The sequence below is a fragment of the Alphaproteobacteria bacterium genome, assembly GCA_033344895.1.
Taxonomy (GTDB): domain Bacteria; phylum Pseudomonadota; class Alphaproteobacteria; order UBA8366; family Aestuariispiraceae; genus Pacificispira.
This window is the reverse complement of record JAWPMN010000001.1, coordinates 3040591-3060647: the sequence shown is the minus strand read 5'-3', so window position 1 is coordinate 3060647 and position 20057 is coordinate 3040591. Positions and strand designations below refer to the sequence as shown.

19 protein-coding genes are annotated in these 20057 nt (G+C 63.0%); 9 read left to right on the top strand and 10 right to left on the bottom strand.

Annotation, left to right across the window (positions count from 1 at the left end; genetic code table 11):
• Positions 1–20 precede the first annotated feature (20 nt).
• Positions 21–494 (bottom strand): hypothetical protein, encoded by a 474-nt coding sequence (locus R8L07_14690; protein ID MDW3206781.1) that lies wholly within the window; start codon positions 492–494, stop codon positions 21–23.
• Positions 495–681: 187 nt separating this feature from the next.
• On the opposite strand from R8L07_14690, the gene R8L07_14685 reads away from it, so the two are divergent.
• The 7 genes from R8L07_14685 to sucD all read left to right on the top strand — a co-directional run bounded on the left by R8L07_14685 (position 682) and on the right by sucD (position 6481).
• Positions 682–843 (top strand): YqaE/Pmp3 family membrane protein, encoded by a 162-nt coding sequence (locus tag R8L07_14685; protein MDW3206780.1) that lies wholly within the window; start codon positions 682–684, stop codon positions 841–843.
• Positions 840–1955: an alanine racemase gene (locus R8L07_14680; GenBank protein MDW3206779.1), complete on the top strand. Its 1116-nt coding sequence runs from the start codon at positions 840–842 to the stop codon at positions 1953–1955. Before R8L07_14685 ends, R8L07_14680 begins: the two co-directional genes overlap by 4 nt.
• A 143-nt stretch (positions 1956–2098) precedes the next feature.
• Positions 2099–2719, top strand: a complete 621-nt coding sequence (locus tag R8L07_14675) for a response regulator transcription factor (GenBank protein ID MDW3206778.1) — start codon at positions 2099–2101, stop codon at positions 2717–2719.
• 255 nt (positions 2720–2974) lie between these two features.
• Entirely contained in the window at positions 2975–3142 is a 168-nt protein-coding gene (locus R8L07_14670) for a hypothetical protein (protein ID MDW3206777.1), read from the top strand.
• A gap of 35 nt (positions 3143–3177) precedes the next feature.
• A complete protein-coding gene (locus tag R8L07_14665) occupies positions 3178–4371 on the top strand; it encodes an aminotransferase class V-fold PLP-dependent enzyme (GenBank protein MDW3206776.1) in 1194 nt (397 codons plus the stop codon).
• A gap of 23 nt (positions 4372–4394) precedes the next feature.
• On the top strand, positions 4395–5570 hold the full coding sequence (locus R8L07_14660) for a malate--CoA ligase subunit beta (protein ID MDW3206775.1): 1176 nt from the start codon (positions 4395–4397) through the stop codon (positions 5568–5570).
• A gap of 11 nt (positions 5571–5581) precedes the next feature.
• Positions 5582–6481, top strand: coding sequence for a succinate--CoA ligase subunit alpha (gene sucD / locus R8L07_14655; protein ID MDW3206774.1), 900 nt, complete (start codon positions 5582–5584; stop codon positions 6479–6481).
• 101 nt (positions 6482–6582) lie between these two features.
• On the opposite strand, the gene R8L07_14650 is transcribed toward sucD, so the two are convergent.
• Positions 6583–7479, bottom strand: coding sequence for a DMT family transporter (locus tag R8L07_14650; GenBank protein MDW3206773.1), 897 nt, complete (start codon positions 7477–7479; stop codon positions 6583–6585).
• A 157-nt stretch (positions 7480–7636) separates the two neighbouring features.
• On the opposite strand from R8L07_14650, the gene R8L07_14645 reads away from it, so the two are divergent.
• Entirely contained in the window at positions 7637–8425 is a 789-nt protein-coding gene (locus R8L07_14645) for a pyridoxine 5'-phosphate synthase (GenBank protein MDW3206772.1), read from the top strand.
• 51 nt (positions 8426–8476) lie between these two features.
• On the opposite strand, the gene R8L07_14640 is transcribed toward R8L07_14645, so the two are convergent.
• The 6 genes from R8L07_14640 to R8L07_14615 all read right to left on the bottom strand — a co-directional run bounded on the left by R8L07_14640 (position 8477) and on the right by R8L07_14615 (position 15636).
• Positions 8477–9028, bottom strand: coding sequence for a TadE/TadG family type IV pilus assembly protein (locus R8L07_14640; GenBank protein ID MDW3206771.1), 552 nt, complete (start codon positions 9026–9028; stop codon positions 8477–8479).
• Entirely contained in the window at positions 9028–9573 is a 546-nt protein-coding gene (locus R8L07_14635) for a pilus assembly protein (GenBank protein MDW3206770.1), read from the bottom strand. Before R8L07_14635 ends, R8L07_14640 begins: the two co-directional genes overlap by 1 nt.
• Complete coding sequence (locus tag R8L07_14630; protein MDW3206769.1) at positions 9570–11003, bottom strand: pilus assembly protein TadG-related protein; 1434 nt, start codon at positions 11001–11003, stop codon at positions 9570–9572. The genes R8L07_14635 and R8L07_14630 overlap by 4 nt, the downstream gene beginning before the upstream one ends.
• A 124-nt stretch (positions 11004–11127) precedes the next feature.
• Complete coding sequence (locus R8L07_14625) at positions 11128–12309, bottom strand: MFS transporter (GenBank protein MDW3206768.1); 1182 nt, start codon at positions 12307–12309, stop codon at positions 11128–11130.
• Positions 12310–12415: 106 nt separating this feature from the next.
• Positions 12416–14284, bottom strand: a complete 1869-nt coding sequence (gene mutL, locus R8L07_14620) for a DNA mismatch repair endonuclease MutL (GenBank protein ID MDW3206767.1) — start codon at positions 14282–14284, stop codon at positions 12416–12418.
• The gene (locus R8L07_14615) at positions 14281–15636 is read right to left on the bottom strand and encodes a glucose-6-phosphate isomerase (protein ID MDW3206766.1); all 1356 of its coding nucleotides are present in this window, start codon (positions 15634–15636) and stop codon (positions 14281–14283) included. Before R8L07_14615 ends, mutL begins: the two co-directional genes overlap by 4 nt.
• A 91-nt stretch (positions 15637–15727) precedes the next feature.
• Between R8L07_14615 and R8L07_14610 the strand changes: the two genes are divergently transcribed.
• On the top strand, positions 15728–18253 hold the full coding sequence (locus R8L07_14610; protein MDW3206765.1) for a mechanosensitive ion channel: 2526 nt from the start codon (positions 15728–15730) through the stop codon (positions 18251–18253).
• On the opposite strand, the gene R8L07_14605 is transcribed toward R8L07_14610, so the two are convergent.
• Positions 18250–18828, bottom strand: coding sequence for a PAS domain-containing protein (locus R8L07_14605; GenBank protein ID MDW3206764.1), 579 nt, complete (start codon positions 18826–18828; stop codon positions 18250–18252). The two genes, R8L07_14610 and R8L07_14605, sit on opposite strands and share 4 nt — an antisense overlap.
• On the bottom strand, positions 18825–19991 hold the full coding sequence (locus R8L07_14600; protein MDW3206763.1) for a nicotinate phosphoribosyltransferase: 1167 nt from the start codon (positions 19989–19991) through the stop codon (positions 18825–18827). Before R8L07_14600 ends, R8L07_14605 begins: the two co-directional genes overlap by 4 nt.
• Positions 19992–20057: the final 66 nt, after the last annotated feature.

Below are 20057 nucleotides of genomic sequence, written 5' to 3'. Positions count from 1 at the left end.
CAGCCTGACCGGGTTCCCGACTAGGGCGCAGCGAACAACATGAACAGCAGCAGCCTGTCGATTCCTGTCTTTGTGCGGACCGGATAGAGAAATCGCAGATAACGCACCCAGACCATGTCCGAGACATCGACATTGCCGGTGCTGGCCCGCGGTACCCGTCCGGCGAGCGTGGCACCGTATTCCGTCAAGATCGCATCGCGGCTCTTTCCCACCAGCACCTGCCGCAGGCTGACATGGCGCAGGCTGCGCTTGGCGATCGTCTCCAAGTTCCGACCGACATAGCGGTAGACGTAGTCGTCCTCCCCCAGGTCGGTCTTGAAATGGTCCAGCGTGGCGATGGATGGCATCAAAGGTCCGAAAGGTCCGATGTCGAATTGGTCCCAATCAACAACACCTTCCGTCGACATGCCCGACACCAATTCGTGGACCGATTGGAACTCAGCCAGCTCCAGGGCGTTATTGAACGCAAGGGAACGGGGCGGATTGGCGCTCATCGCATCCGATGGCACAGCCTCCTGCCCGGAAGCGAGTTCTACAAGTGCGGTGAAATCGACGGAGTACATGCAAATAAGTATAAGTCAAAACACGATGCCGCCAAACGGAATTCAACCCTTGCGGCACTGGCGTTGACACGCGAAGCCGCATAACCTCAACCGGAAATCAGAAGACAGAGGAATCGACATGAGCATTCTGCGCGTTCTACTCGCAATCTTCTTGCCGCCGATCTCGGCCCTGATGACGGACGGCCTTGGCCTGCAGTTCATCCTGAACATCGTTCTCTGCCTGTTCGGCTGGCTGCCGGGCAGCATCCACGCTGTCTGGCTTCTGGTCCGGGAGCGATGAGCGGTCTTTCGGATCTGGAAACACCCCGGCTGATTCTGGACCGGTCGCGGCTGGAGGCCAATATCGCCCGGATGACGGCCGCAGTGGATGCCCTCGGGGTGGCTCTGCGGCCGCATCTCAAGACGGCGAAATCCGCCGCCGTAGGCGAACTGGCCACCGCGGGCCGCAGGCGCGGGATCACGGTATCGACCCTGCAGGAAGCGGAATACTTCGCTGACCACGGTTTCACCGATATCACCTATGCGGTCGGCATCGCGCCAGGGAAACTGGACCGGGCCGCAGCGCTGATCGGCCGGGGCGTGGATCTGAAGATCATCGCCGACACCGTCGACGCGGCACGGGCCGTCGCGGAGCACGGTGCGGCCTTCAAGCTTCTGATCGAAGTCGATTGCGGCGACAGTCGCGGCGGCACGGCGCCCGGCGGCGACACGCTGATGGCCATGGCGGACGTCCTGGCCGCATCGGGCAGTGCCCGTCTGGAAGGCGTGCTGACCCATGCCGGACATTCCTATGGCGTCGACGATATCGAAGATATCCGGCGCATCGCCGAGGAGGAGCGTCAGGCCGTCGTCCGGGCCGCCGACCGATTGCGCGCGGCCGGCCACACAGTTTCGACGGTCAGTGCCGGGTCGACCCCGACGGCGCTGTTCAGTCGCGACGCCACGGGCCTGACCGAGTACCGCGCCGGTGTCTTCGTCTTTTTCGATCTGGATCAACAATCCCGCGGCATCTGTCGGCGGGAAGAGCTTGCACTCAGCGTTCTGTCGACGGTCATCGGACATAACCGCGAGGCGCGAAAGATCCTGATCGACGCAGGCGGCCTCGCCCTGTCGAAGGACAGGGGCGCAAACGCCTTTCGTCCCGAAGTCGGTTACGGCGAAGTCTGCGACGAGACCGGCGACCCCATCCCCGGCGTCTTCGTGACCTCCGTCAGTCAGGAACATGGCCATCTGGTCTTGCCCGACGAGGCCCTGTTCGATCGTTTGCCGGTCGGCAGCCTCGTTCGTGTCCTGCCCAACCACGCCTGCATGACAGCCGCCGCCTATCCTGACTACACCGTGCTGGAAAACGGCGCCCCCACATCCGTCTGGTCTCGTTGCAACGGCTGGTGACTTCCGGGTTCACCCCGGAACTTGGGCCGTTTGTGTGAGAACGCGTCGCTATTCCGTCACTCGTTCGGGCAATTCCGTGGAAAATGCCGGGTTCACCGGGCGTGTTCCGGGAGAGTCGGGGTCACCGAGCGGAGTTCATGGGGATGGAACGGCGCATCGACATCATGATCGCGGACAAGAACCCGCTGGTCAGGCGTGGGCTGAGCGGCCTTTGCGACGACGACGGTCGTTTCGTATGCCGCGGTTGTTTCGATTCGGGGCAGGCCTTCCTGGACGCGCTGCTGAACGGACCGACCGAGCTGGGCGTCATCGGCTGGCTGTTGCCCGACATGCGGGCCGACGAGGTGCTGAAAGTCGTGCGCGGCTCCGGCACGCGCAAGAAGATCGTTGTCTATACCGGGTCTCCCCACCCCGCGATTCCCAAGCGGGTCATGGCACTCGGCGGGTTCGGCTTCTGCTCCAAGAGCGAGCCACCGGAATTCCTTCTGGACACGCTGATCGATGTCTCGCACGGACGGATCAGCTTCCCGTATATCGACGTCCGCGCCCTCTACAGCGACCCCTTCGCCGACCTGACCCAGAGAGAGCGCGAACTGCTGAAGGCGCTGTCCCAAGGCTGGACCAATCTGCAGATCGCCCGGCGTTTCGGCATCTCCGGCAATACCGTGAAGTTTCACCTGAAGAACCTCTACGAGAAGCTGGACGTCAGCAACCGGGCCATGGCCGTCGCCTTGTTCGTCGAACGCCGTCGGGATTTTGAATAGCAGAACTTCCGGCAACCCGGCGAAGCACCGCGTATCCACGCGCGGGTAGGCAAATACCTACCCGTTCTGGCCTTTCCGGCCCCGCCCAAAAGAATTCAATCGGCTATCCATCGGAATGTTCCGGGAAAACCGGAATTCCCCGACCTTACCCCTCAGAAGCGGATGGGAAGATCCGACGCGGCTGTGCAGGACGCCTAGCCGCCGAGGGTCGCCGGGGCCCCATCCGCTTCATTCCTTTCCGAAAGGACGAAGCCGATGCCCGATACCGTAGTCGAGTTCGATGGGGACCACCCCAATCCGCTACGCCTTTATCTGGCCAGACGTCGAGCCGGTCGACCGGAGCCGGCCGACCCCTTCGCCTTCCATGATGCCATGCGAACGGTCGAGACGGAATTCTACGATCGAAAGCCCGGCACGTCCTGAATCCGCCTGCGACCCGTTCTTCGAGGAGCCGACTGATGACCGAACCGAAACATCTCTTCATTCCCGGTCCGACCAATATTCCCGACCGCGTGCGGCGCGCCATGAACCTGGCGATGGAGGATATTCGGGCGCCGGACTTTCCGGACCTTACGAAGCCGCTGTTTCGGGATCTGAAGGCACTGTTCAAATCGGAGACGGGGGAGATCTTTCTGTTTCCGTCATCCGGCACCGGCGCTTGGGAAGCAGCGCTGACCAACACGCTGTCGCCGGGCGACCGTGTTATTGTCGCCAGTTTCGGCCAGTTCTCCATGCTTTGGGCCAAGATGTGCCGTGACCTCGGCTTCGAGACCGAGGAATGGGAAATGCCCTGGGGCGAAGCCTTCCCGTTGGACCGTTTGGAGGAACGCCTGACCCAGCCGGACGCCGAAACAATCAAGGCCGTCCTTGTGTGCCAGAACGAGACGGCGACGGGCGTAACGTCCGATGTCGCGGGCGTCCGACGGATCCTGGACGCTGCCGATCACCCGGCCCTGCTGATGGTCGACGGAATCAGTTCCATCGCCTGTATCGAATTCCGCATGGACGAATGGGGCGTCGACCTGGCCATCGCGGGCTCTCAGAAGGGCCTGATGCTGCCGACCGGCCTGTCGGTCGTCTGCGCCAGCCGCAAGGCCATGGCGGCATCGGAGACGGCACAGTGCCGGCGCAGCTATTTCGACTTCGCCTGGCATGGCGGCGCCAACAAGGACGGCTATTTCCCCTATACGCCTGCCACACAGCTTTTGCGCGGTCTGCGGGTCTCGCTGGACATCCTGGCGGAAGAAGGCATTGAAAACGTCTGGGCCCGGCACGGCCGACTGGCCGAGGGGGTCCGCCGCGCGGTGACCGCCTGGGGCCTCGATATCTGTGCCGCCCGACCGGGGATCGCATCCGACACCGTTACCGCCGTCATCGTGCCGGAAGGCTTCGACAGCGCCGATGTCGTCCGTACGGCCTATCACAAGTACAACACATCCTTCGGCGTCGGCCTTTCGAAGGTGGCAGGGCGGGTCTTCCGCATAGGCCATCTTGGGGCGCTGGACGAGGTGAAGATCCTGTCCGGCATCGCGGCGGCGGAGATCGCCCTGCGCGATTGCGGTGTCGAACTGCAAGCCGGGTCCGGCGTCGGTGCCGCCATAGACCATTACCGCGAAACTGCGCCCGCCGTCCTGGCCGCCGCCGCCGAGTAGGCCACCCAACCGGGAGACACGTCATGGACATCCACGAGTATCAGGCCAAGGAGTTGCTATCCAAATTCGGCGTGCCCGTGCCACGCGGCGGTCTGGCCTACAGCCCCGAGCAGGCGACCTATCGGGCGCGGGAAGTCGGCGGGGAGAAATGGGTCGTGAAGGCGCAGATCCATTCAGGCGCGCGCGGCAAGGCGGGCGGCATCCGAGTCTGTGCCACGGATCGGGAAATATGGGATGCGGCGGATGATCTTCTGGGGCGCAAGCTGGTGACCCACCAGACCGGGCCGCGGGGAAAGACCGTCTATCGCCTGTATGTCGAGGAGGCGACGGCTTTCGAACAGGAAATCTATCTGGGCCTCGTTCTGGATCGAAAGTCTGAACGCGTCATGGTCGTGGCCTCGGCAGCCGGGGGCATGGAAATCGAGGAGATCAGTGCCAGCGAGCCGGATTCCATCCTGCGGGTCAGCGTCGACCCGGCCGTGGGCCTGTGCGAGTTCCAGGCCCGGGAGATCGCCTTCGGTCTTGGACTGGAACCGTCCCAGATCGGACAGATGACACAGATCCTGATCGGCTGTTTCCGGGCCTTCAGCGAATTGGACGCGACCATGGTGGAGATCAACCCGCTGGTCGTCGGTCTGGACGGGCATCTGGTCGCGCTGGACGCCAAGATGACTTTCGACGACAACGCGCTGTTTCGTCTGCCCCGCATTTCGGAGCTGCGCGACAAGTCGCAGGAAGACGCCCGCGAAACCTACGCCGCGGACCGCGGCCTCAGTTATGTCGGACTGGACGGCCGGATCGGCTGCATCATCAATGGTGCGGGGCTGGCCATGGCAACCATGGACATGATCCAGATCGAAGGCGGCGAGCCCGCCAACTTCCTCGATATCGGCGGCGGCGCCTCACCGGAACGCGTAGTGAAGGCCTTCAGAGCGGTATTGGCCGACGACAATGTCGAGGCATTGCTGGTGAACATCTTCGCCGGGATCAACCGGTGCGACTGGGTCGCGGAGGGTGTCGTCCAGGCGGTGCGGGAGTTGGAGTTGTCCATCCCGCTGGTGGTCCGCCTGTCGGGCACACATGTCGAAGAGGGACGTCAAATCCTGGCCGAAAGCGGGCTGCAGATCCTGGTAGCCGACACGTTGGCCGATGCCGCGCGCATGGCGGTCAATGCCTGGCGCGGCCTCAGCGCCGCCTGAGGAGACGAGAAATGGCCATCCTGCTGAACGAAACCACCAAGGTCCTCGTCCAAGGCTTCACCGGGCGCATCGGCACCTTCCACGCCCGGGAAATGATCGACTATGGCACCCAGGTCGTCGGCGGCGTAACGCCCGGCAAGGGCGGCGAGACGCATCTGGATCGGCCGGTGTTCAACACCGTTCGCGGCGCGGTCGAGGAAACCGGCGCCGAGGCCTCCATCGTCTTCGTGCCACCGCCTTTCGCCGCGGATTCAATCATGGAAGCGGCCGATGCCGGCATCCGTTACTGTGTCTGTATCACCGACGGCATTCCGGCGCAGGACATGATACGGGTGAAACGCTATATGCGCCGATACCGCGCCGAGAACCGGATGATCCTGGCCGGGCCGAACTGCGCCGGGACGATCTCTCCCGGCAGGGCAATGATGGGTATCATGCCCGGCCACATCTATCAGCCGGGCCGCGTCGGCATCGTCGGCCGCTCCGGCACATTGGGCTACGAAGCCGCCAGCCAGATGAAGGAGCTGGGCATCGGTGTCTCGACCTCCGTCGGGATCGGCGGTGACCCGATCAACGGCTCTTCCTTCCGCGATATCCTGGAACTCTTCGAACAGGATCCGGATACCGACGCCGTGATGATGATCGGAGAGATCGGCGGGCCGCAGGAAGCCGAGGCCGCGGAATTCGTTCGCGATCACATGACCAAGCCAGTGATCGCCTATGTCGCCGGCCTGTCGGCCCCCAAAGGCCGCCGCATGGGGCATGCCGGTGCGATCATTTCGGCCTTCGGGGAAAGCGCCCAGGAAAAGGTCGAGATTCTCAAGGATGCGGGGGTCACCGTCGCCCCCAACCCTGCAGCCCTGGGCAGAACCGTCGCAGAAGTCCTCAACACCTGCCGAACAGCCGCGTAGTTCAGACGTCCCACCCTCTACCGGCCAAGCAGGTGATCCCTGCCCCCTTCCATCCGGGAGGGGGCATCTTTTTTCGGGTGATGTTACGTCGGGTCGCCGCGCTACGGGCGACGGTTCCGATGCGGGATCGACCGACCGCGGATGCGTTCGCGATAGAAGGAATACATACCGGTTCCGACGATGATCGCACTGCCGACCAGCATCCACTCGTCCGGATACTCACCGAACAGGAAAATGCCCAGCAGGATCGCCCAGATCAGGATGGTATAGCGGAAGGGGGCGACAAAACTGATCTCGCCCACGCGCATGGTCATGACGCTGAACAGATAGCCGAAGACCAGAAATCCCGCAGCACCGGCCAGAGGCCAGACGGTTTCAACCTCGATCGGCCGCCACTCCGACGTCAGGCACATCAGCCCGCCGATGGTGGTGATCGCAATCGAGGTCATCATGGCGACGAAAATCGACGGCACATGGGCGTTCAACCGACGCGTGGACAGATCGCGCAGCACGACGAAAGCGACCGAAAGCACCGCCAGCATGGAATAGCTATTGAACCCTTCCGACCCCGGCCGAATGATCACCAGAACGCCGATGAATCCGACGGCAATCGCCGTCCAGCGCCGCCAGCCGACCGGTTCATGCAGGAAGACCGCGGCCCCCAATGTCACCGCCAGCGGCAGGGCCTGCAGGATGGCCGTGACGTTTGCCAGCTTCATGTTGAACAGCGCGGTCAGGAAGCACAGGGTCGCCCCGATCTCGCCGATCAGTCGTAGCGATAGGATCTTCCAGTCACGGCGTTCGAAGCGCGCGAAAATCTGGCCCCGCCAGGCGGCAATGCAGGCAATCGCCACCGTGGCGATCAGACCGCGGATGAACAGGGCCTGAAACAGCGATACATCCGATGAGGCCAATTTCATGAGCGCGTCATTCGAGACGAAGGCCGCCATGCTTGCCGCCATCAGGGCGGCCCCTCGAATATTGTCGGAAAGTACCATGCCCTCTTATCGGGTATTCGACGCGGTTTGGACAGCAGGAAGTGCGGTTCCAGCGGCCTACGCGGAAACTTCATAAATGGACCTGTCGATATTCGGCAAGAAGACACTACATTAGTGCCATTCCGCGCGTAAAAGTCAGAAACTGGAATTCGGTGCCATGAAAAGACAGGCTGCAAAACTGTCCGTAAACCTGAACAAGGTCGCCCTGCTGCGCAATCAGCGCCATGTCGGCTATCCCGATCCTGTCGAGGCCGGCCGCACGGTCCTGAAGGCAGGCGCTCACGGATTGACGGTGCATCCGCGCCCCGACGAGCGCCACATCCGGCGCAGCGACGTTTTCAACCTGGCGGAGATGATTCGCGAGGAAGGCTGGGACTCGCGTGGCGCAGAATTCAATATCGAAGGCAATCCCTTCGACGACTATCTGGCGATCGTCGACCGGGTTCGGCCGGATCAGGCAACGCTGGTGCCCGACTCGCCCGAAGCCGCGACATCGGACAATGGCTGGGACGTCTTCGCGGAGGAAGCCCGCCTGCGCCAGGTAATCGCGACCCTGAAGGGGATCGGCTGTCGGGTGTCGTTGTTCATGAACGCCACCGACGATCCCGAACCGGCGATGCACAAGGCCGCGAGCCTCGGCGCCGACCGGGTGGAACTCTATACCGGCCCCTATGCCGATGCCTATGACACCGACGAACGGGACACTGTACTGCGGCGCTATGTGCGATCCGCAGAGGCGGCGGTGAAGGCCGGATTGCTGATCAATGCCGGGCACGACCTGACGACGCAAAATCTGCCTGCGCTAGTGCATGCCCTGCCCCGCCTGGACGAAGTCTCCATCGGTCACGCCTTTACGGCGGATGCGTTATGGATGGGCTTCGATGCGACGGTGAAGGCCTATCTCGACGCCTTGCGCTTCGAACCGGCGAAGAGTGCGGCGGCCTGAACCACCCCACCCCGCGTTGCAGCAGACACCGCACAGCGATCCGGCTTCCCCTCAGTTGTTTCCGATCGACTGCAAGGCGCCGATGCGAGGGCGGTAGAAGGCGGTACGGCGCAGGCGAACCGGGTCGATGACCGAAAAGAAGACAGGCTGATACTCGTAATAGACCTCGGTGACGACCAGGGTTTCGTTGTCCCGTAGCGGAATGTCCGGCGGCAGGGTCGGTGTGCCCCCCTCGACCCCGATACCGGAGGTCTGCATCAGGCTTCCGGCCCCTGTGCGCTGCCAGAAGATCGTTGCGTTGCCATCGCTGTTGTTTCCGGCGGCCGTCACATAAATCCGCGCATTCGACGTCATGTCGAATGGCTCCATGATCAGCGGCGCAGCGTTGAAGATGTCGTCCATGGTTGTCTGATCGATGTCCTCGTCCCGCGTCGTCAGATCGGAAATCGACACCGCCGTGTGCTGCAGTTTCTGATTCAGCATCAGAAAGAAGCCGATCTCCACGATCCCGGTCAGCAGAACCATCAGGATCGGAATCGAAAACGCGACCTCGATCAGGGCCGATCCCCGCCGATCACGCAGGAAGGCAGCAACCTGTTCCATCAGTAAGGCTCGTTGCGCACGGCGACGGCGGCCGTCAGTTGCACTGCCTGCGTCGCCCAATCCATGAAACCGGTCAGGCTGGGTGCGGTATATCGGACGCGATACAGGACAATGTCACCGGCTCCACCCAGCCCCGCGGTTCCCATATCCGCATCCCAGCTTCCGTTTCCGTTGACGTCCGAATAGCTTTCTCCCGCGTCGTAGCTGCCGTTCCCGTTGGCGTCTGCAAAGGGTTCCGGCTTTCCGATATCGGCAAACTGATCGAAGACCAGCGTGTCGATGACCAGATCGTCCGGTGGAATGCGCCCGAAGGTCTGATCCTCGATGATCGAGCGAACCTGCTCCAGGCGGGTGACGCCGGTCGTCGTCGAACCGGTAATGCCGAACCGCGAGGCATGCAGCACCGCATTCTCCAGCGAAACACTGAGAAAGATCAGGTTCGCAATCTCGATCACACCGATCACGAAGGACAGCAGGACCGGAAACCCCAGGGCCAGTTCAACCGAGGTTGTGCCGTCGGAGGATTTCACGAATGCCCGGATCATTGTGACAGCCTCAGATTGCTGAGCTGACGGCCGATCGTGTCAAAGACCGACTGCAATTCATCGTTGGACGGCGCGTGAAAGTAGAAGGCGCTGTTGGACGCGCAGTTCCGGTACAACGCCTGTGTAGACGCATTCGGCGTCGAGCCGAAGGTAATCGCGAAGATCTTGATCCCGGACTGCTTGATTGTCGTGCACACTTCCGCGAACCGGTCGTCGATCTCCGCCCGGGCCTGATCCAGCGTCTCATAGCCGAAGATATTCAGCCGGTCGTAGGCGGTGTAGTCCGACCCTTCCGGCCCGCCGCCATTGTGGTCATAGAACTGGTTCTGCCCGTCGGTCAGGACGACGATGACCTTGTCCATGAACGGCTCGTCATAGGGCAGCGGCAGTTCCGCAGGCGTTGCGCCGCCCCACAAACCCTGCCAGCGCGGAGACAGCGTGCGCCACCCCCATACGAGCCCCAGATTGGATGTCGTGCCGCCACGGTGCCATGGCAGCATTTCGTCGATTGCGGCGATCACCGGTCCCTTCGCGGCGGTCAGGGGGGTGATGGCCGGACCGCAGCCCAGATTGGGACCTGTCCCGTTGTTCTGGGCCCCGTTCGATTCATCGATATCGTAGCTGCCGCCGGACAGGATCCAGTCATTGTCGCTGGCATCGGCATAGAAGAAGATCGGGAATGGGTTGTCCGCAGGAGGGTCGTCCGTGCGGTCGCCCATTCCGCTCCGCGCCTCGACGCAGCCCTTCCAGCCCGTCGGGCCGAAATCACCATTGTCGATGGCATCCTGGCCGTCACTGTCCAACCAGACGTCACGGCCCGCCCCGACATTGACCGCCGCCGTATAGGGGATGAGCGATATCCAGAGATTCGGATTCACCTCCTCCTCGCCGTAGATATTGTTGACGAGCGATCGGGCCGCATCCTTCATCGCGGTAATCTTCCCGCCGGAACGCATCGATCCGGTATTGTCCATCACCAGCGCCAGTTCCATGCCGCGGGTCTCACGCGTCACCTCGGTCGACGCGGACACGGTGATGGCCCCGAAGCCGAAGACCGACATGAAAGTCGGTTCCACCTGAGCCGAGGCGTTCAGCGTCAGCACCCGGTTGTCGTCGGACGTTGCGATTGTCATCGCGGTGTTGCGCAAGATGCCCCCGCCCGCGGCAACATTGGCATTGAAGAAGTCATGACCGTCGGCGTTCATGTCGTCGACGTCCAGCGCGTGACCCGCCGCCAGTCCTCCGGCATCCACCGCCCGCTGCAATACGTCCTTGGCATAGATCAGACGCGCCCCGTCCAGCGCCAGCCCGGCAAATCCGACCAGTGTGAGCATCATGCCGGCTGCCAGCGGCAATGTGCCGCCGGATGTCGATTGCCAGAACGCGCGAACCCGTTTGGGTATCTTTGCCAGTAGTCGGGAAACGATCATCCCTCCGCTCCTCCAGGAACGGGAAATGTAATCATGCGCAATCCGGAATGGGAACTAAAACCGTTTTAAAATCAATAATATAGGTGAATTTTTCAGTATTTCTTCAGGCAAATTTCCGGCGCATTTATACCTCATTCGAGGCAAGGGCCTCCTTCGGGAAGCGACGCGCCAGGAAAATCGCAAAGACGAAAGCACCAGCCAGGATCACGAAGCCCAGCAGGAACGGCGATTCCGAACCGAAAGCCGTAAAGGCGGCGGCCCCCCAGGCCGGACCGGCGACGCGGGCAAGGGATTGCGCGCTCTGCGCATTGCCCATCGTGCCGCCCTTCATGTGATCCGGCGAAACCTGGCTCAGCAGGCTCTGCATTGCCGGGTTGTGCAGCCCGATACCAATTGCCAGCAGCGCCATCGGGATCAGGATCATCCAGACGTCGGTGACCGCGATCACCGTCACCATCGTCAGCATCAACGATCCCACCGCGATCAGGATCACACGCCCCTCGCCCAGGATCGGGACCACCCGGCGGACGACACCCCCTTGAACGATAACGGTCACAAGTCCGGCGAAGGCCAGGTAATACCCAACCTCCCGCGCACCAAGACCGAAATTGGCCGCAGCCCAGATCGCAAAAACCCCTTCCATCGCCGTGAAGACCAGGTGGACGGTGAAGTGCAGGACCAGAAGCCTGGAAACATCACCGTTGCGCAGCACATTCGTTGCGAAACGCACCGTCTGTTCGGCGGCATGACGGGCCGGTTCCCGAACGAAGACCAGCGTGATCAGCGCACAGACCACCGTACAGCCGGCAGCGGCATAGGCAGGCAGCGCATAGACCGGATCGGCGCCCCCCACGGCCCAGGCGCCCAGCGCCGGGCCGATGGTAAAGCCGATCCCGAAGGAAGCGCCCAGCATGCCCATGCCCTTCGCACGGTCGGCCGGGGCGGTGACATCGGCGATATAAGCGGCCGACGCCGCGAACCAACCGGCCATCAGACCGGCGAAAATCCGGCTGGCATACAGTTCGGTCAGGCTGTCGACATTGGCCAGCCACAGGTAGGACAACGCCGTCGTCAGAGCGGAAGCGAGCAGCACCGGCTTGCGTCCCATCCGGTCGGACAGCCACCCCCAGACCGGCGCCCCCAACACCGCAGCCGCGGAGAAGGCAGAGAAAATCAGCGGGGCAACACCCGTCTCACCGCCGTGAGAGGTGACTTGGAACGGCAGGCCCGGCACGACCATGCCCATGCCAACGATGTTGAAGATCGTGGCCAGAACGACCGGCAGGATTGGGCGGATTGCGGACATGGTCAGGCGTCAGCCTTGGGCTATTTGATGTGTCACCGTCATAACGGAGCGCACAGGCCCGGAAAAGGAAATACCCACTGGTGCGACCGAAGCCCTCAGCCCTGCCCTAGCGTCGGCCGAACAGCTTTTCGATATCGGCCAGTTTCAGTTCGACATAGGTGGGGCGGCCGTGGTTGCACTGGCCGGAATGCGGTGTCGCTTCCATCTGGCGCAGCAGGGCGTTCATCTCCTCGGTATTCAACCGCCGCCCGGCGCGGACCGAGCCATGGCAGGCCATGGTGCCGCAGACTTCCTCCAACTTTTCCTTGAGTGAAAAGGTGTTACCCAGGGATTCCAGTTCATCCGCCAGATCACGGATCATCGAGCGCGCGTCGACCTCACCCAGCAAAGCGGGGGTCTCGCGCACCGCGACCGCCCCCGGACCGAAGGCCTCCACCACCAGGCCCAGCTTTTCCAGATCCTCCGCCCGTTCGACCAGACGTTCCGCCGCCCGTTCGTCCAGTTCGACGATCTCCGGAATCAGCAGCCCCTGACGCGGCACACCGCCCTCATCCATCGCCTTTTTCATTGTCTCGTAAACCAGACGCTCATGCGCTGCATGCTGATCGACGATGACGATGCCGTCCTCGGTCTGGGCGACGACATAGGTCGCGTGCAACTGCGCCCTTGCCGCCCCCAGCGGATACTCCGTCAGCGGGCGCTCGGGCGCCGTAACTTCCCCGGTTTCGGGGTCGATGCGCTCCGCGGAAGATGGTCCCGGGTCGTAGGACGGCCGCGCGGCCGGGGCGAACCCGTCCGGGCGCTGGAAGTCGTAGGACCGTTCCGCCAGACCCGGCGCGGGCGGGGGTGGCGGCCGATAGGCATAGCCACCGCCGAAGCTTCCCTGCCTGTTGTCGGGCAGTTGTGATGGTCTGAACGCCCCCAGCGCGGCGGCCGACACCGTGGTCGAGGCCCGATGCCCGGCTTCCGCCAAGGCATGTTTCAACGCGCTGACGATCAGGCCGCGCACCACGCCCGGCTCCCGGAACCTTACCTCGCTCTTCGCCGGGTGGACGTTCACATCCACTGCCCGCGCCTCGCATTCCAGGAACAGTGCCAGCAGAGGATGCCGGTCCCGGGCCAGGAAATCCTGATACGCGCCCCGAACCGCACCGATCAGTTGCTTGTCGCGGACAGGGCGGCCGTTGACGAACAGAAACTGCATCGTCGCATTGCCGCGGTTCAGGGTCGGCACTCCCGCATAGCCTGTCAGTCGGAAGCCTTCGCGTTCCGCATCGATGGCCAGTGCATTCTCCTGAAACTCGCGGCCCATAATCGCCCCCAGACGCTTGAGGCGCAGGTCCAGCAACTCTCCCTGGGCAGCGCTGAGGCGAAGCTTCTCACGGCCATCATCGGTCAGGGAGAACCCGACCGAAGGATGCGCCATGGCCAGGCGGTTCATGACATCGGCAACGGCACCGCTCTCCGCCCGGGCGCTGCGCAGGAACTTGAGACGCGCCGGAGTGCTGTAGAAAAGGTCCCGCACCTCGACCGTGGTGCCGATCCCCCCTGGCGACGGTTTCGGTTCGAGGACCTTGCCGCCCTCGATCTCGATCCGCCAGGCCTCCTCCGCGCCGTGCGGTCGGCTGGTGATCGCCATACGGCTGACCGAGCCGATGGAGGGCAGCGCTTCACCCCGGAAACCCAATGTGGTGATGTGGAACAGGTCCTCGTCCGGCAGTTTCGACGTGGCATGCCTCTCCACCGCGATCTTCAGTTCTTCCGGCGTCATGCCGCGGCCGTCATCGGCGATCGAGATCAGGGCCCTGCCGCCGTCGCGAATGGTCACGTCGATGCGGGTTGCGCCCGCATCCAGCGCATTTTCCACCAGTTCCTTGACCGCAGACGCAGGACGCTCGACCACCTCACCGGCTGCGATCCGGTTGACCAGAGTTTCCGGAAGGCGGCGTATGACGGCTTGCGGGATGGCGTTCACGACGCGTCTCCGCGCTCCGCCAGATAGCGACGAATCAGCACCTTGCCATCCTCGACCGCGGGCTGATCAAAGGGATCGACCCCCATGAGATCCGCCGCCAGAACGGTTTCCAGCATGAAATGCATCATCAGGGCACCCATCGACCCTTCGTCAATGCGGGCCATTTCGATGCGCCGCACCGGTCGACCGCGTCGCGCCAGGGTCTCCGCAGTGGCGCGCCGGGACGCCTCCATCAGATCGCCCATGGAACGTCCGACCATGTATTCCAGGCGCGGGTCGTCTGCCAGCGCGGGATCTATTCCCGCGCCGCCAAGGTCATTGGGTCCCCCCATGACGGTGAACATCTTGTCGGCCGGACCGTCGAGCCACAGTTGAAGCTGACTGTGCTGATCGACCGGACCGGTGGCGTAAACCGGCGTCGTGCCCTGGCCCTTCTTGCCGAGGCTTTCGGCCCAGAGCTGGCGATACCAGCGCGCCAAGGATCCCAGCCGATCAGAATAGGCCAGCATGACCGTCGCCGCGATGGACCGGTCCATCTGAAGTCCGACGCTGACCGCCGCGCCGACCGCCGCGGGGCAGGCCGCGGGGTTGTCCTTCGATGCAAGGGCCTGCTCCAGCACTTTCTGGGCGCCTTCGCGTGTCTCGATCGCATCAAGGCCGGCAATCATCGTCGGCAGCATCCCGACGACACTGAGCACCGAATACCGACCACCGACGCGCGGGTCGTGATCCAGAACCGGAATCTTGTAACGCGCGCCGAGCCGCCGCAACGGGTTGTCGCCGGGCTCGGTAATCAGGGTGACGTGCCGGTGCAGCTCGTCGGCTTCCAACTGCTCCAGCACAACCGGCAGAAGCGACAGGAACTGCATCATGGTTTCCGTGGTGCCGCCCGATTTGGAGATCACGACGATCCCCGTCTTACGGTAGTCCAGGCGACGGATCAGTCGGTCCCAGACAAACGGGTCCACATTGGTGATGATGTGAAGTTGCGGCGCCCGACGCAGCCGGTCCGCCTCCCGGTCCGCCATCTCATACAGAGCCCGCGACCCCAGTGAACTGCCCCCGGTACCCAGAATCAGGACATCGTCGAACCGACGCTGATAATGGGCGGCATAGGGTTCCAGCGCCTGCAGATCGGCGCGGGCGGCCGGCAATCGAAGGAAAGGCACCTGCCCGGATTCATGTGCCGCCTGAAGTCGCTCAATAGCCGGGGTCAGCCGCCCCAGGAGCGTCTCCAGAGTCGACGCGCTCAGACCGCCCGTACCGATCCGATCGGCAAGGCAATCTTCGACGCTTTGACGATACCCCAGAAGGGCGCTCAGTTCTGGATCGGTATCCATATCGGGGAGCATGGCTGATTCCGGCATAGCCCTGTTCATAACGAAGCGCTGTGTTACAGTCCATCCCGACGCTGCGTTGCAATCCAACCCTTTGAGAAGCTTGATGGCTTGTCGCCTCCTTGCCCTTCTGATTCTGGCCCTGGCCGTCCTGGTTTCGCCGGTCGAGTCGGTGCGCGCCCAGAACCCCGAAACACCGTTCAGCGAACGCGCCTCCGACTGGAATGGCGATATGGACGTGATCGAGGAGCTTCTGAAGAACACCGAACTGTCCGCCGAGGCCGGCGAGCCGGTCAAGAAAACCCTCAACAAGGTCATCAACGAGGCAACCCAGGCACGGGATCGGGCGGCCGCGACCCTCAGCGAACTGAATGCCCGACTGGAGGCCTTGGGACCACCTCCGGAGGGTGAAAATGCCGTTCCGGAGCCGGACCCTGTTGCCAAGGAACGGTCGCGCCTGAACGAGTCCATTTCGGAAGCGAAGTCGCAGGTCTCCCTTGCGGATCTGGCCATCACACGGGCGACAAATCTTGTAGCCCGCATCGGTCAGGAACAGCGCACGCGCCTCGCCGCGCAGTTGATGGAACAGGGGCCTCTGCCCTATCTGCCCGACACGATTGCGACCGTCCCGGATACGGTTGCGCAATATGTCGCCAACATCGCCCTGACCGCCGTCGGTTGGTGGCAGGCCCTGCCGGATGACGAACGCAGCGGCGGGTTCCTGACCGCCGCGGCGTTCTTTCTGGTCGGCGTCGCCGCTGCCTGGTGGCTTCGCGCCTTCGTTCTGCGGCGGTTCGGTCCCTATCCGGTCGAAGAACCGCCGCCCTACAGTCGCCGACTGCTGGCGGCCATCGCCGACGGCGTCGCCCGGGGCATTCTGCCCGCCGCGATCCTGGGGGTGATCATTCTGCGCACCCAGGCGGACGGCTCTCCCTTTCAAAGCGATTTCGGAACCATCCTGAGACTCGCGGCCGAAAGCCTGATGGTTTTCGTTCTGGTAACCGCCCTTCCCCATTCGGTCTTTTCCCCGGAAGACCCGAGCTGGCGCCTGACCGGACTGGAGCCCGAGAAAGGGCAGCAGATTCTGCACCTCATCCGTCCCCTGGCGCTTCTGTTCTGTGTCGACGAGTTCGTGCTGCGCACAGGGGACGCCGTGCCGCAGCTGTCGGACGTACTATCCGTCGAGTTTCAGTCTGTCTGGACGTTCGGCATGTGCCTTGCGCAGGGGCTGCTCACGCTCGCTCTGCTGCGCCCCTCGCTTTGGAAGACCGACGATGAAATCGCCCAGGATCGAACGGAGGACCCCGACGAAACGGATGAGGAGGAGGAAGGCGTTCGGTCCGTCCGGCGGCCGTTCTGGAAGGCGACGCACGCCCTTCTGGTCCTTCTGACACTGGTTGGAACGCTCGCGCCCGCACTCGGCTACATCAATCTGGGCGACTACCTTCTGAACAATCTTCTGGGGTCGGCCATTCTGGTATCGATCCTCTACATCCTGCGTGGCCTGTTTCGGGAGGTCATTGGCCTGGTCACGGGCAGCACGGTCGTCCGGGATCGGCTGGCCGTGCGTCACAAGACACGCAGCCGGCTGAAATTCGTCACCCGTTTCCTGCTGGACGTGGCCATCTTCATTCTGGGTCTCAGCATCATCGCGCCGAATTGGGGCGTTTCCGAATCCGACATGCTGCACGGCATGCGGATCGCCCTCAGCGGCCTTCAGATCGGAAATGTGACGATCTCGCTGACCGACATCCTGCTGGCGGTTTTCGTCTTCATCGCCGCGCTGGCATTGATTCGGGCCCTGAAACGCAGCCTGGCGGAAAAGATCCTGCCGGAAACCGAGATCGAAGAGAGCCTGCGTCACTCGATCACGGCCGGCATCGGATACGTCGGTTTCGTTGTTGCGGCGGCTCTGGCAGTCGCGGTCGCGGGTGTCGATCTGACCAATATCGCACTGATCGCAGGCGCACTGTCGGTCGGGATCGGCTTCGGCCTTCAGAACATCGTGAACAATTTCGTGTCCGGCCTGATCCTTTTGATCGAGCGTCCAATCAAGGTCGGCGACTGGGTCGTCGTCGGCTCCAATGAAGGCTTCGTCAAGCAGATCAACATGCGGGCGACGGAGATCGAAACCTGGCAGAAGGCGAGCGTCATCGTCCCCAATGCGGACCTGCTGTCCCAGGCCCTGAAGAACTGGACGCATAAGGACAAGATCGGCCGTGTCGACATTCCGATCGGCGTCGCCCTGGACAGCGACATCGACAAGGTTTGCGATATCCTGTTGGAGATCGCGCGGGAGCATCCGCGTTGCCGGCGCTATCCTGAGCCGGTCGCGCTGGTCATGAATGTCGGCGAAAGCCGGATCGATATGGAAATCCGGCTGTTTACCAGCGACATACTCTGGGTCGTCTGGATCGCCAGCGATGTCCGCAAGGAAATCCTGCGTCGGTTCCCGCAAGAAGGAATTGTTATCCCCTATGCGCAGCGTGTCGTCCATCTGGTCGAAAACGGCGATCCGGCGCAGGCGCGATTGCAGGCGGTCACAGGGCAGGTCAAGTCGGACGAAGCAACGGATGCAACACCGGACGTGGACCGGACACCGCAGGAACCTGGCCAGGACGCCCCGCGCTAGGGCTTCAGCACGGCCTCCAGCCGGTCCTCGACATCCAGGGCATGCCGGCCGTGCGACTCGTAGAACTCCTCATATATGCGAAGTTCGCGGTGCACGGTCAGCCCGCCCAAAAGATGCGTGACCTTGCCGTCCTCGCCAAGCGGCAAGGTCAGGCGCTGATAGAGAATGCCGCTTTCGCCGTCGACCTTGTAGATAACCCGCGAATACCAGGGCACGGCCCCTTTGACGATCCGCCCGTAGGAGCGGAGCGCATTGTCGAGGTCATGCCCCTCCAGAACCGCGTCGAGACGCTTTCCGGTGACATCGTTCCTGAAGATTTCCGCCATCCGCGTCCCGGCCAACCTGAACCGATAGCCGCCATCCGGCTCCAGCGTCAGGATATAGAGATGCGGCAGCAGTGCTTTCGGTAGATCGAGCGGATCGATATCCGACCGTCGGGGAAACGGCGCGTCGGCGCGACCCCGCCACCAATAGTCAAACAGGTCCCGCAGTTCGGTCCCGGTCAATGCATCACGGAACGCCTTTTCGTTCAGGGCGCCGGGCTCCCGGACACGTCTGCTGAACAAACCGTTCACGGCTGATCGGACCCCTTTTCACCATTCGCAGGTCCGGGCTTGCGGAGCAGAAACTCGCGCCCGACCTTGACGCGGCGCTTGCCGTCATACTCGACGATGTCGGCCGTCGCGTAGGTTTCCGACCAGCGGTCGGGCAGATAGCTGCCGGTCCCGATCACATTGAGCGGCGCATCGGCCAGGGCCATCACCTTGCATTTCTCCGGACCGAAGCCGCTGGATGCGACGATCTTCACATTCACAAACCCGGCCCGGTCCAGCGCCTCACGCATATGCCAGACGGCGGCGGCAGACACGCCGGGGCCGATCAGGTGCCGCAGCTCGTTTTCGTTGCGATACCCGCGGATCGAACGTGGCGCGTTTCGGTCCAGGACGGCATAGGATTCCGCCGGGTCCAGCCCCTCGCAGAAGCGCCCGCCCGGTGTATCCAGGCGCACCCCAAGACTGCCGGCGCGGGCCAGTTCCGGAAAACGCTCGCAGACCGCCAGCGCGTCGGTGACCTCATGGCCGAAATAGTCGACCAGAACGATCAGCATCTTGTCCGGATGGGCCTCGTGAAACATCTCGGCGGCACGGACCGTGGAGCCGGCATAGCCGATCAGCGCATGCGGCATGGTCCCCATACCCGCGCTCTGGCCAAAATAGTGCGCAGTGGCATCCGTTGCATTGCCGCTGAACCCCACGGCGCCGGACTTGCGCTTCGCCCTGTCCGATCCGACGGAAGCGGCATAGGCCATGATTTCCGCCATTTCCGTACCGGCGCAGTGACGCGCATCCATGGCCAGAAAGGCCGTCTGCGGCAGCTCCTGACACATGGTGAACGCATTATAGGCCGCGACACAGGGCGGGCCGATCTTCTGCAGCAACAGGGTTTCAAGGTCGCAGAGTGCCCGAAAAGACCCCGTCACATACATGATCGGTTCCCCGGCACCGACCCAGCGCCCTTCCTCGTATCGCAGATCGATATCGACGGTGCTGCCTCTTTCCTCGACGGTTCGGCGCAACCATTCGATGGCCAGACGCGGGGCGGACACGACAGGGCGGCGCATGAAGATGGCATAGGTCACCCTGCAATCGCCGAACTTCTCGACAATCTCGCGGGTGCGGTTGAAATAAGCGTCCGTCCAGCGATGGACGAAGGCGTCTACCTCTTTACGATCCGGCATGATGCCCCTGCCCCCACGACAAGGAATGAAAGGAAGGAAGTCCGCCGCGGGAACCAGCGCCCCCGC